The sequence below is a fragment of the Mycobacterium sp. OTB74 genome, from assembly GCF_029892685.1.
Lineage (GTDB): Bacteria > Actinomycetota > Actinomycetes > Mycobacteriales > Mycobacteriaceae > Mycobacterium.
In genome coordinates, this window is sequence record NZ_JARXVD010000012.1 from 62,484 (window position 1) to 75,241 (window position 12,758).

The window sequence follows — 12,758 nt, forward strand, 5'->3', positions numbered from 1 at the left end:
GCACGTTCGACGGAGTGACTACGGCCCCGGAATCGGGTCGAGTGCCTTGAGCTTGCCGTCGGCGACGGTGAACCGGACCGAGCCGATGCCGGTCGGCCTGCCCGGCTGGTCGCTGGCCTGCTGCCACTGGTACTGCACCGTGGCGGTGTCAGGGGTGGCCGTGGTGACCGTGATGTACGGCCGCGGGTTGGGTGTCGCCGTGCCCAGCGGGGTGTTCTTGTTGAAGAACAGCACCTGCTGCAGGCTGTCGGGCTGCGCATCCGCAGGGCCGACCTGCACCCAGTACAGCGCACAGTTCGACGTGTGACCGCTGGCCTTCTGCACCCACGATCCGGATGGCAGGGCCTTGATCGCGCTGCTGACGACGTCGGGCGCCGGTGCGTCGGCAGTGGTGCAGTTGTCGGGTTGCCGCGGGCCGGGGCCGTGCGGGCTCCAGCCGCAGCCTGCGGACAGCAGCGCGGTAGCTGCGGTGAGGGTCAGGGCAGTTGTAACGCTGGTGTGGCGCATGGTGTCAGCCTACGGATTGGCCACCCACGGACCCAACCGCGACGTCTGTTCGCGTCAGGTCCACTCTGGAATCCGGAAGCACGTTGTGTGCGCGCTGGGGAACCGCGGGCCGGGTACGCACCCGCAGCGGCCACCAGAACCAGGGTCCGAGCAGCGCGGCGACCGATGGCGTCATCAGGGACCGCACCACCAAGGTGTCGAACAGCAGCCCGAGGCCGATGGTGGTGCCGGCCTGGCCAATAGAGCTCAGACTACTGGCGGCCATCGACATCATGGTGAAGGCGAAGACCAGGCCCGCAGTGGTGACGACGCTGCCGGTTCCACCCATCGAGCGGATGATGCCGGTCCGCAGGCCCGCGCCGATCTCCTCCTGGAACCGCGAGACCAGCAACAGGTTGTAGTCGGATCCCACGGCGAGCAGAATGATCAATCCGAAAACCGGTGCTATCCAGTTCAATTCGAGGCCGAACAGATGTTGCCACACCAACACTGAGAGCCCGAACGCCGCACCCAACGACAGCAGTACGGTGCCCACGATCACCACCGAGGCGACGAGCGCTCGGGTGACGATCAACATCACGACGAAAATGAGTGTGAGAGCCGCGATCCCGACAATCAGCAGGTCGTATTGAGAACCCGACTGGATGTCACGGTAGATCGCGGCAGTCCCCGCCAGGTAAAACTTGGCATCGGTCAGGCTTGACCCCTTCACAGCGTCATGTGCGGCATCCAGTTCCGGCTCGACAGCAGCGATACCGGCTGGGGTCGCCGGGTCTGCGGCGTGGGTGATGATGAACCGCGCGGCCTTGCCGTCGGGGGAAAGGAAGAGCTTCAGCCCACGCTGAAAGTCGGGGTTGTCGAACGCTTCCGGAGGCAGGTAGAAGTAATCCCCGCTCTGAGCTGAGTCGAAGGCCTGCCCCATGGCGCTCGCAGTCTCGGTCATCGTCGACATCTGTTTGACCAAGCCGGAGAAGCTGCTGTGCAGGGTCAACAAGGTCCCGCGCATGGAATCCACCACGGCGATCATCGACGGGAACTGTCCCGCCATCTGCGGCAGGATCGCGTCAGCGCCGTCCATGTCGTTGGCGAGCGCATTGATGTTGTCGCTGAACGTATCCACGTTGTCGATTGCGTCGAACACCGAACGGGTTGCCGAACAGACCGGTATGTCGAAACAGTGTTGTTCCCAGTAGAAGTAGTTGCGCAACGGCCGGGCGACATCATCGAAGTCCGCCAGGTGGTCTCGCATCTCCTTCATGGTCGACTCCATGACACGGACATCACCGGCCATGCGATGCGTCGCGTTGCTCATCTGACCCACCAGGGTCTGCATGCGCTTCATCGATCCGCTCAACGCACCGAGATCGTCACTCATGGTGAGCATGTCTGCCATTCGATCTTTCATGAACTGCAGGTTCTGCTGGATCGGAATCGACTGCGCACTGATCTGGAACGGTATGGAGGTGTGCTCGGTCGGTCCACCGAACGGCCGCGTGATGCCCTGCACCATCGCGATTCCGCGGAGCTGAAAGATGTTCTTGGCCAACCGGTCCAGGATGATCATGTCCGCCGAGTTCCGCATGTCGTGATCGCTCTCGACCATGAGAATGTCGGGATTCATTGTGGCAGCGCTGAAATGGCGCTCTGCGGCTTCATATCCGGCATTGGACGGCAGGTCACGAGGGATGTAGAAACGGTCGTTGAAGCTGAGCCTCATGCCCGGCATGATCAGGATGCCGACGAGGGCCATCGCCAGCGACGCCACGAAAATCGGTCCGGGCCAGCGGACTGTGGCCGTTCCCAGTCGCCGCCAGCCTCGGGTCTTGATCTGCTGTTTCGGGTCCAGCAGAGCTCGGCGAGTGGCTACCGCGACGACCGCCGGCGCCGCGGTCAACGCTCCCGCAACGACGACAACCAAGCCCACCGCAGACGGAATGCCCAGCGCCTTGAAGTACGACAACCGCGCCAGATGCAGACACAACGTGGCACCGGCGATGGTCAGCCCGGAGCCCAAGATGATGTGGAACGTCCCGCGAAACATGGTGTAGTACGCGGCTTCCCGGTCCTGTCCGGCCTGCCGCGCCTCCTGGTATCGGCCGACGAGGAAGATCGCATAGTCCGTACCCGCCGCGATCGCCAACGAGGACAACATAGCGACGACGAATGTCGAAAAACCTAGTAGGCCATGGTCTCCGAGAAGCGCCACCAGTCCCCTGGCCGTGCCCATCTCGAAACCGACCATGACCAGAATCAGCAGAACCGTGCTGGCGGAACGGTAGGCGAGCGCCAGCATGATGATGATGACCACACCGGTCACGCCCATCATGGTCAGCATGCTCTTGTCCGCTGCCTCGTTCATATCCGTGGTCAGCGGTGCCGGACCGGTGACGTAGGCCTTGAGTCCGCTCGGCGGCGCTGACTGGTCGACGATGTGTCGAATCGATTCGACCGACTCGTTGCCCAGCGTGCTGCCCTGGTTGCCGGCCAGATTCAGTTGGACGTACGCAGCTTTGCCGTCTCGGCTCTGCACACCAGCGGCGGTGAGCGGATCGCCCCACACATCGTGAACGTGCTGCACATGCTTCGAGTCGGCCTGCAGCTTTTTCACCAGACCGTCGTAGTAGCGGTGAGCTGCGTCGCCGAGTTCCTTGTCGCTCTCCAGGACGATCATGGCGATGCTGTCCGAGTCTGACTCGTGGAACACCGCGCCGATCCGGTTGGCGGCGATCATGGCCGGCGCATCTTGCGGCGACATGGTGACGGCGTGGTTTCTCGCCACTGATTCAATCGGCGGCACAAAGACGTTCAGCGCAACGGTGAGCAGCAGCCAGCCGATGATGATCGGCCAGGCGAACCGGTAGACGAACCGCATGAATGTGGGGCGGGCCTGTTTGTCGGTGCTCATGCGGCCTTGACCAGACACGACGTTTGGGCATGCCGACCGGTAGCGGCCTGCTGGTCTCGCACCTGGTCGTTGACGGTGATGCGGCACCCGATGTTGTTGCTGTTGCCCTGCGCGACCACGTTGGCAAGCACGGCCGACACCGTTGTGGTGATTGTGTAGGTCCAGGGCAGGCGGGTGAAGCTCGCCTGTTCCGGCTGCGCGTTCTGGTTCAGGTAGCTCACGCTGCCGGCGGTGTCGCCGGGCCCGTAGATCTCGTAGGTGACCCGCTTGACGTAGGTGGGCGCCAGCGGTTTGGCGGTGCCGCCGGTCGCGGTGAAGATCACCTCCGAACCGAAAGCGTCACGAAGCTGCACGACGGCGACCCCGCCGAGGGCAATCGCGACAACAACAACGACCGGTATCCAAATTTTTTTGAGCACAGTCGGCATCGGCTTGCCCCTTTCCGCACATCCAAAAATACCCCTTGGGGTATATGAAGCCTACGGTAGATGCGTTGCGCGGTCAAAGGCGACAGCCGGAGCGGGCATCCCGATTACGCTCCTGATGCGCGAAAGTTGTTACAGACCAGCAAGATTCCGGGAGCGGACCTGAAGCGCGGTGCCTCGACAGCGCGTCGGGGCAGGCATGGCATGTGCGACGTCGAACTGGGCCCAGGCGACGAGCAGATTGGCCGCGCCCCGTCGCGAGCCAAGCATCGCCCAGCCCCAGGCGACATTTGCGCACATCTGTTCGATGATGGTCAGGCGGGCAGCAGCCGGGCGGGGCATTTTCGATTGACAACTACCCCAGAAAGCAGTGTGACCAGCACTTACGTGCTGGTCACTGTTGCTCCCCCGATTGGACTCGAACCAATAACCGCCCGATTAACAGTCGGGAGCTCTGCCAATTGAGCTACAGGGGAATGCTCTCGGCTCCGGGATTTACTCCCTGAACCGAAGCAAGACTCTAGCGCACGAACCGCCAAACCTTTGAATCGGGTGGTACCGGCACCCGTCTGACGCATGACACCGCCATCGTGAGGCAGGATAGAGACAAGCACCGTCTTTCCGGGAGGGGTTCTGTGATCCGCACCGTCGCCGTTATGGCCGTTGGCTACGTATTGGGCGCCAAGGCCGGCCGTCGCCGCTACGAGCAGATCGCCGCCACCTATCGCGCCATCACCGAGAGCCCACGGACCAAGGCCGTGCTGGATGCCGGGCGGCGCAAGCTCGCCGACAAGGTGTCACCGGACCCGAATATGGTGCGGTTGACGGCGATCGACACCAAGACCACGGTGCTGCACCCCGAATCGGTCAACGACTGACCCGGGTTCAGCACTCGACGGTCAGTTCAGGGGCTGGTTCCAGGTTTGACCAGGCAGCAGCGGGCCGGTATTGATTCCACCGCCGCTGGGTCCCCAGATGCCCCACGGCGTTCCGGCGTTGATCGGCTGACCGTTCGACCGGCCCACGCAGTTGCCGTCGTCCTTGTTGCCGATCCAGGCCAGGCAACGACCGTCAGCCATGTGCTGCTCGCCGGGAGAGCTGAAAGCAACCATGACGGGCACAGCCGCCGCGGCGGCCGCCAGCGCGGCAGCAACACACAGTCGGGATGCTCGGATGGTCATGGTCGGTCCTCCCCTACGCGTTTGGTACCGCCCTCACCATAACGTGTGCAGTGAACCCGCGTGGTCGTCCAGATCGACGAAATGGCCGGATCTACTCGCACAAGGCGGCCCGTTAGTCCGTTTGGGCGGAGATTTCAGGTGATGTCGTCACCGCTGGCCTGCTGCAACAGGCTGCGTCGGTACTGCTCCATGGCTACCAGATCGCCGAACAGCGCGTGATAGTCATCGCTCTGCTCAACGGGCGACATGCGCTGCAGCTTGGACTTCAGCTCGGCGATCTCGCGGCCCACCCAGACTTCCTGCAGCCGGGCCAGCACACTGGCGATGTAGCGGGGCAGGCGCTCTTCATCGACCTTGAACGCCTCGACGGACAGTTCGGTGATCAGGGCCCCGGCGGTCGACGTCGCATCACGCACGACGTCGATCCATTCGGCACCGCCCAATCCCCGTGCGGTACCCCCGGCTGTGGTGATCGCCTCACGCACCGCGGCGTAACCGGCGTGGGTGAAACTCTCGGGCGGCAGCGCGTCGAACACCGGGCCGGCCATGGCCGGGTATTGCAGGGCCGACTTGAGCGCCTCGCGCTGCGGCCACAGCGTGGGGTCCCGCGGGTCAGGCCGGCCGACGGCCGGTGCGGCCGCCACCGGCGCCTTGCGAGCCGCGTCGCGCCGCGGTGCACCCGATCCGGACTTGGCGGTCTCCCGGACCCGCGAGATCACCTGCGCCACGTCGTCCCAACCGACCCAGCCGGCCAACTGGCGAGCGTACTCGTCGCGCAGGGTGGAGTCTTTGATTCGGGCGACCAACGGCACACAGCGGCGAAGCGCGGCCACCCGGCCCTCGGCACTGTCCAGGTCGTGGTCCTCCAACGCGGTGCGAATCACGAACTCGAACAACGGAGTTCGGCGTGCCACCAGATCACGCAGCGCGCCGTCACCGGACTTGAGCCGCAGATCGCACGGGTCCATGCCGTCGGCAGCCACCGCCACGAATGACTGCCCGGTCAGATTCTGTTCGCCCTCAAAGGCTTTCACCGCAGCGGCGCGCCCAGCTGCGTCACCGTCGAACACGTAGATCAGCTCGCCTCGAAAGAAATTGTCGTCCATCATCAAGCGCCGCAACATGGACAGGTGCTCATCGCCGAACGCGGTGCCGCAGGACGCCACGGCCGTGGTCTCCCCGGCCAGGTGCATGGCCATCACGTCGGTGTAGCCCTCGACCACGATGGCCCGATGCGACTTGGCGATGTCCCGTTTGGCCAGGTCCAGCCCGAACAGCACGTGAGATTTCTTGTACAGCACCGTTTCCGGTGTGTTGACGTACTTGGCCTCCATCTGGTCATCGTCGAACAGCCGGCGCGCACCGAACCCGATCACCTCACCCGTGGCACCCCGAATCGGCCAGAGCAGCCGGCGGTGGAACCGGTCCATCGGCCCCCGGCGTCCTTCGCGCGAGAGCCCGGCAGCTTCCAGTTCCTTGAAGGTGAAACCTTTGCGCAGCAGGTGCTTTGTCAGGGTGTCCCAGCCCGACGGGGCGAATCCGCAGCCGAACCGTTTGGCCGCCTCGGCGTCGAAGTTCCGGTCGACCAGGTACTGCCGGGCAGCGGCAGCCTCCTCGGACTGCAGCGCTGCGGCGTAGAACTCCTGGGCCGCGGTGTTGGCGGCCAGCAGCCGACTGCGGCTGCCGCGATCGCGCTGCACGTTCGCAGCCGACGCCCCCTCGTAGCTGACGGTGTAGCCGATGCGGTCGGCCAGTAGCTCCACCGACTCCACGAACGACACGTGCTCGATCTTCTGCACAAAGGCGTAGACGTCGCCGCCCTCGCCGCAGCCGAAGCAGTGGAACTGACCGTGATTGGGCCGGACGTGGAACGACGGCGACTTCTCGTCATGGAATGGGCACAGGCCCTTGAGCGAATCGGCCCCGGCCCGCCGAAGCTGCACGTGCTCGCCCACCACGTCCTCGATGCGGGTGCGTTCACGAATGGCCGCGATGTCGCGATCAGGGATGCGGCCGGCCGGCATCGACTCAGTCTAGGGGCCGAGGCGTGCGCGCTTCGTGCACCCGCTCCAACCGGCTCTCGGTGTACGACGCGATCTGGTCGACCACCACCCGCAGCCGGGCACCGTCATCGCCCGCGGCATCGAATTCCGCCGCGAATTGCGGGTCCAAGCTCGCCGGCGCCTGCCCCCACAGCGCCAGCGCGACCTCATGGATCAGGGTGCGTTGGTCCGCCTGAATCTGCAGGTGCCGATGGTCGGACATGATGAACTGCAACGCCAGCGTCTTGAGCAACACCACCTCGGCGCGCACCAGCGGCGGCACGGCCAGATCGGCGGCAAAACGCTGCAACGGCCCGTCACCGGCCCGCGCCCGGGTCGCCGTGATGGCCGCGTTGGCGAACCGGCCCACCAGCTCACTGGTCAGTCGCTTGAGGGCCACCGATGTGGCCAGGCTGCCGTCGTACGGACCAACCGCGGCCACGACCGGCAACTGGGACAGTCGGTGCGCGGCGGCCAGCAGATCGTCATGTGCCACCTTGGGATACGAGCCTGCACCCAGTCGGGCCAAGGTCTCGGCCGCGTCCGGGTCGGCCAGCACCCGCAGGTCGATTCGCCCTGAGATGACGCCGTCCTCCACGTCATGCACGGAATAGGCGACATCGTCGGCCCAGTCCATCACCTGGGCTTCCAGACACAGCCGTTCGGCTGGAGCACCGTCGCGCACCCACCTCGCGGCCGCGAGGTCGTCGTCGTAGAAGCCGAATTTCTTGCGCTCGCCGCGCTGCCACGGGTATTTGGTCACCGCATCCAACGCCGCCCGGGTCAGGTTCAACCCCGCCGAACGTCCTTCGCGGTCAAGGGCTTTGGGCTCCAGCCGAGTCAGAATCCGGAAGTTCTGCGCATTGCCCTCGAAACCGCCGAATGGGTTGGCGATCTCGTTGAGCGCGCGTTCTCCGTTGTGTCCGTAAGGCGGATGGCCGATGTCGTGTGCCAGCCCGGCCAGGTCCACCAGGTCGGCATCGCAACCGAGCCCGATGGCCATGCCGCGCCCGATCTGCGCGACCTCCAACGAATGGGTCAGCCGCGTGCGCGGGTTCTCACTCTGCCGCGGCCCCACGACCTGGGTCTTGTCGGCCAGTCGACGCAACGCAGCGCTGTGGAGGACGCGGGCCCGATCCCGGGCGAAGTCGGTGCGGTGGTAGGTGACGGTGCCGGGCAACGTGGCCACCTTGGCACCCTCTTCGACCAGCCGTTGCCGATCGAAGTCGCTGTACCCGTCGCTTGCAGTGCCCACCGGCCGACAGTCTGCCAGCCACGCGGACAAATCCGTGCAGCGGCATGTGCATATCAAGCCGCGCGGCCCGACCCCGGGTCACTAGATTGGTGAGCATGCGCATTGTGCGATTGCTTCTGTTGCTGATGTCGGTTCTGACGGCGGCAACTCTGCTCGCCCCTTCGGCCGTCGCCGATCCCCCGATGCGGCTACACGACTACGTCACGGACAACGCCGACGCGTTCACCTCGCAGCAGCACACGCAGGTGACCCAGGCCGTCCAGCTGCTGTACGGCCAGCGCGGAACCCGGCTCTGGGTGGTGTACGTCAACGACTTCTCCGGCTCGGACGCCCAACAGTGGGCCGAAAACACCTGGCGCCGGAGCGATCTGGGTGACCATGACGCCATCCTTGCGGTGGCGACCCAGGACCGGGCCTACGCACTGCTGGTGCCCACAGCCGCCGCCGGCCGCGTGGACGTGAACCAACTGCGCCGCAGCGCCGTCGAACCCAAACTTCACAACGGCGATTGGGCCGGAGCTGCCGTGGCCGCGGCCGACGGACTGCGCACGCCCGCGGCGAACACCGGCGCGGCGAACACCGGCGCGGGGGGCAGCGGCGGCTTCGGATGGGTCGGACTACTGATCGCGCTGGCGATCATCGGCATCGTGCTGGCCGTGCTGTTCTGGTGGGTACGTCGGCGACGGAATCAACGACGGGAAGCCAGCCTGGCCGCCGCCAAGAACGTCGACGCCACCGATCCCGGCGCCCTGGCCGACATGCCGCTGGACACCCTCGAAGACCTCTCCAAGTCCATCCTGGTCGAGGTGGACAACGCGGTGCGCACCAGCGACAACGAACTGTCCCTGGCAGTCGGAGAGTTCGGTGACCGCGACACCGCACCGTTCACCGCAGCCGTGGAGAACGCCAAAGCTGCACTGGCTCAAGCCTTCACGGTGCGTCAGACGCTCGACGACGCCATCCCTGAAAGCCCTCAGCAGCGCCGGGACCTACTGACCCAGGTGGTCGTCTCGGCCTCCCGAGCAGACAAGGAACTGGAGAACCAGCGCGCCGCGTTCCACCAGATGCGCGATCTGGTGATCAACGCGCCGACGCGACTGGACGCGCTGACTCAGCAGATGGTCGGCCTGACCGCGCGGGTCGACCCGTCGCAGCAGACCTTAACCGGGCTGCACTCACAGTTCTCCGATACCGCGCTGGCCTCGATTGCCGGCAACGTCGACACTGCCAAGCAACGGCTCGCCTTCGCCGACCAGAACATCAGCACCGCCCGCGGCCTGGTCAGCAAACCCGCCGACAGCCAGGGAGAGCTGGTCAACGCCATCCGCGCCGCCGAATCCGCACTGGGCCAGGCCCAGAAGCTGCTGGACGCGGTCGACAGCGCGTCCGGTGACATCAACCACGCCGTCGCGGCGTTGCCCGCGGCCATTGCCGATATCCAAAACGGGATCAACGCCGCTGCGGCGCAGCCCGACGGGCCACATGCAGCAGCGTTGGCGAAGGCCAAAGATGCTGCGGTACAAGCAGTTTCACTCGCCAAGTCATCGGGTGCCACCGATCCGCTGGGCGCCTTCAACCAGCTCACCGCGGCCGACGGCGACTTGGACAAGCTGCTGGCCACCATCGCCGAGGAGACCGCCGCGGCGCAGCGCTTGCAGCAGTCGTACGACCAGGCGCTGATGGCTGCGCAGTCGCGGGTGCGCGGGGTGTCTGATTTCATCGACACCCGCCGCGGCAGCATCGGCTCTGAGGCACGCACCCGACTGGCGGAGGCCAAGCGTCATCTCGATGCCGCACAGGCCGCGGTGGGCACCGACCTGCCGGGCGCCATCAACCACGCGAACAGCGCCGCCGACCTGGCCGCCCAGGCCCAGTCACTGGCCGACGACGATGTCCGGTCGGCTCAACGCGCCTACGCCGACATGCACCGCGGATCGGACAACGGTGCGATGCTCGGCGGCATCATCATCGGCAACATCTTGTCCGGCGCCATGCGCGGCGGTGGTGGAGGCGGCGGGGGCGGTTGGAGCTCAACGACGTTCGGTGGTTCCAGCGGCGGGTTCTCCGGCGGCGGCGGCCGGTTCTAGCCGCTGCGCGAGCAGGAAAAATCAGCCCTTCGCCGCGGCAACCCGGGCACGTTCCCGGATCGAGGCGATCACGCCGCCGTCGTTGAGGATGTCGGTCCCGGTCAGGTACGCGGCCTGGTCGCTCACGCAGAATGCGAACAGCGCGGCCATCTCCTCGGCCTTACCCCAGCGCGGCACCGCGGCGTCGACGACCATCGCACCGGCTCCGGCGTCCGCCTCGAGGCGGCCCATCTCGGTGTCCACCGAACCCGGGGAAACCGAGACGATACGCAGGCCCTTGCCATTGAACCGTTCGGCCTGTGCGCTGCTGTACCACTTCACGAAGTTCTTGCTGATCGAATAGGCCAACCCGGAGCGCATTTCCTCGGGCGCTATCTCGCACGCTGCCAACAGGTCGGCCAGGAACGCATCCTGGTCGGTGAGCGCCAGTGGGAACTTGGCCGTCGGGATGATCTCGTCGGGCAGCATGTGCGCCGCCATGGATGCCACGTTGACGATCGCCGACCCGTCGGCGGCGACATCGAAGAAGGCCTCGTTGACATTGACAGTGCCGATGGCATTGGTACGCATCACGTAGTCGGCCGCACCCATGCTGGGGCTCACGCCAGCGGTGTGGATCACTGACGCGATCTGCCCGAGACCCGTTGCGGTCTGGAACAATTGGTCTACCGCAGCCCGGTCGGTGACATCGGCGTTGACGATCGTCGCCGTGATGCCGAGCCCTGCCAACTCAGCCGCAGCGGCATCGAGTCGCTCCTGGCGGACGTCAGCAAGCACCAACGTATGGTCCCGCCCGAGGATCTTGGCCGTCTCCACACCCATACCGCCGGCGCCGCCGGTGATCACCGAAACCCGAGTCATACCGGCACCGTATACCGAAAGCCCAACGGGATACGCCACGGGGGTCGATGTCAGGCGCTCAGCAGCCCTTGAGGCGCACCGCGAGGTAGTCGCTCACCGCGTCGATGGTCACGCGCTCCTGCGTCATGGCGTCGCGCTCGCGGATGGTTACGGCGTGGTCTTCGAGCGAGTCGAAGTCCACGGTGATGCAGTACGGCGTACCGATCTCGTCCTGGCGGCGATAGCGCCGGCCGATGGCGCCGGCGTCATCGAACTCGACGTTCCACGACTGCCGCAGTTCGGCAGCCAGGTCGCGGGCCTTCGGCGACAGGTCGGCGTTACGCGACAGCGGCAGCACCGCGGCCTTGACCGGAGCCAGGCGCGGATCGAGCTTGAGCACGGTGCGCTTGTCCACACCGCCCTTGGCGTTGGGAGCCTCGTCCTCTGTATAGGAGTCGACCAGGAACGCCATCAGCGAGCGGGTCAGGCCGGCTGCCGGTTCGATGACGTACGGCACGTAGCGAGTGTCGCTGGCCTGGTCGTAGAACGACAGGTCGACGCCGGAATGCTCTGAGTGCGTGGACAAATCGAAGTTGGTGCGGTTGGCGATGCCCTCCAGCTCACCCCACGGGTTGCCGGCGAAACCGAACTTGTACTCGATGTCGGTCGTGCCGGCGCTGTAATGCGACAGCTTTTCCAACGGATGCTGGTACAGCCGCAGGTTCTCCGGGTTGATACCCAGGTCGATGTACCACTGCAGCCGGGTGTCGATCCAGTACTTGTGCCACTCGGGGGCCGTGGAGGGCTCGACGAAGAACTCCATCTCCATCTGCTCGAACTCACGGGTGCGGAAGATGAAGTTGCCCGGGGTGATCTCGTTGCGGAAGCTCTTGCCGATCTGGCCGATGCCGAACGGCGGCTTCTTGCGCGCGGTGGTCACCACGTTGGCGAAGTTCACGAAAATGCCCTGCGCAGTCTCCGGGCGCAGGTAGTGCAGTCCCTCGTCGGACTCGATGGGGCCGAGGTAGGTCTTGAGCATCATGTTGAAGTCACGCGGCTCGGTCCACTGACCCTTGGTACCGCAGTCCGGGCAGACGATGTCGCTCATCGGCACGTCGTCGGGGTCGCCACCCTTCTTCAGGGCGACGGCTTCCTGCATGTGGTCCTGCCGGTGCCGCTTGTGGCAGTTCAGGCACTCGACCAGCGGGTCGTTGAAGACCGCGACGTGGCCGGAGGCCACCCAAACCTGGCGCGGCAGGATGATCGCGGAGTCCAGGCCGACCACATCGTCACGGCTGGTGATGACAGACCGCCACCACTGCCGCTTGATGTTCTCCTTGAGCTCGACACCGAGTGGCCCGTAGTCCCACGCAGACCGGGTGCCGCCGTAGATTTCGCCGGACTGGTAGACCAGGCCACGGCGTTTGGCCAGGTTGGCAACGGTGTCGATGAGGGACGCCACGATGTTCGAGCACTCCTGTGTCAGGTGGATGCAACCTGAACAGCCTAATGGCGG

The 12,758-nt window shown here is 65.4% G+C and carries 10 protein-coding genes and 1 tRNA gene; 2 read left to right on the forward strand and 9 right to left on the reverse strand.

Going from position 1 to position 12,758, the window contains the following annotated elements; translation table 11 throughout:
- Nucleotides 1–18: 18 nt before the first annotated feature.
- From M2432_RS17000 to M2432_RS17015, 4 genes are all read right to left on the reverse strand, one after another.
- Complete coding sequence (locus tag M2432_RS17000; RefSeq protein WP_280827995.1) at nt 19–507, reverse strand: LppP/LprE family lipoprotein; 489 nt, start codon at nt 505–507, stop codon at nt 19–21.
- 4 nt (nt 508–511) lie between these two features.
- Nucleotides 512–3,412 (reverse strand): MMPL family transporter, encoded by a 2,901-nt coding sequence (locus M2432_RS17005; RefSeq protein ID WP_280827996.1) that lies wholly within the window; start codon nt 3,410–3,412, stop codon nt 512–514.
- Nucleotides 3,409–3,840, reverse strand: a complete 432-nt coding sequence (locus tag M2432_RS17010; protein WP_280827997.1) for an MmpS family transport accessory protein — start codon at nt 3,838–3,840, stop codon at nt 3,409–3,411. The genes M2432_RS17005 and M2432_RS17010 overlap by 4 nt, the downstream gene beginning before the upstream one ends.
- A gap of 400 nt (nt 3,841–4,240) precedes the next feature.
- A tRNA-Asn gene (locus M2432_RS17015) sits at nt 4,241–4,313 on the reverse strand.
- A gap of 159 nt (nt 4,314–4,472) precedes the next feature.
- Here M2432_RS17015 and M2432_RS17020 point away from each other — a divergent pair.
- A complete protein-coding gene (locus M2432_RS17020; RefSeq protein WP_280827998.1) occupies nt 4,473–4,715 on the forward strand; it encodes a hypothetical protein in 243 nt (80 codons plus the stop codon).
- Between the two features lie 21 nt (nt 4,716–4,736).
- On the opposite strand, the gene M2432_RS17025 is transcribed toward M2432_RS17020, so the two are convergent.
- From M2432_RS17025 to M2432_RS17035, 3 genes are all read right to left on the reverse strand, one after another.
- Nucleotides 4,737–5,018 (reverse strand): hypothetical protein, encoded by a 282-nt coding sequence (locus tag M2432_RS17025; protein ID WP_280827999.1) that lies wholly within the window; start codon nt 5,016–5,018, stop codon nt 4,737–4,739.
- Nucleotides 5,019–5,152: 134 nt separating this feature from the next.
- Nucleotides 5,153–7,042 carry a DNA primase gene (gene dnaG / locus M2432_RS17030; RefSeq protein ID WP_280828000.1) on the reverse strand — a complete coding sequence of 630 codons (1,890 nt, stop codon included), beginning with the start codon at nt 7,040–7,042 and terminating at the stop codon, nt 5,153–5,155.
- Nucleotides 7,043–7,046: 4 nt separating this feature from the next.
- Nucleotides 7,047–8,315 carry a deoxyguanosinetriphosphate triphosphohydrolase gene (locus tag M2432_RS17035; protein WP_280828001.1) on the reverse strand — a complete coding sequence of 423 codons (1,269 nt, stop codon included), beginning with the start codon at nt 8,313–8,315 and terminating at the stop codon, nt 7,047–7,049.
- 95 nt (nt 8,316–8,410) lie between these two features.
- Here M2432_RS17035 and M2432_RS17040 point away from each other — a divergent pair, with 95 nt between their 5' ends.
- Nucleotides 8,411–10,402, forward strand: coding sequence for a TPM domain-containing protein (locus M2432_RS17040; protein ID WP_280828002.1), 1,992 nt, complete (start codon nt 8,411–8,413; stop codon nt 10,400–10,402).
- A gap of 21 nt (nt 10,403–10,423) precedes the next feature.
- Here the strand turns inward: M2432_RS17040 and M2432_RS17045 are convergent, their stop codons facing one another.
- Complete coding sequence (locus tag M2432_RS17045) at nt 10,424–11,263, reverse strand: SDR family oxidoreductase (RefSeq protein ID WP_280828003.1); 840 nt, start codon at nt 11,261–11,263, stop codon at nt 10,424–10,426.
- Between the two features lie 58 nt (nt 11,264–11,321).
- On the reverse strand, nt 11,322–12,704 hold the full coding sequence (locus tag M2432_RS17050) for a glycine--tRNA ligase (protein ID WP_280828004.1): 1,383 nt from the start codon (nt 12,702–12,704) through the stop codon (nt 11,322–11,324).
- Between the last annotated feature and the right edge of the window lie 54 nt (nt 12,705–12,758).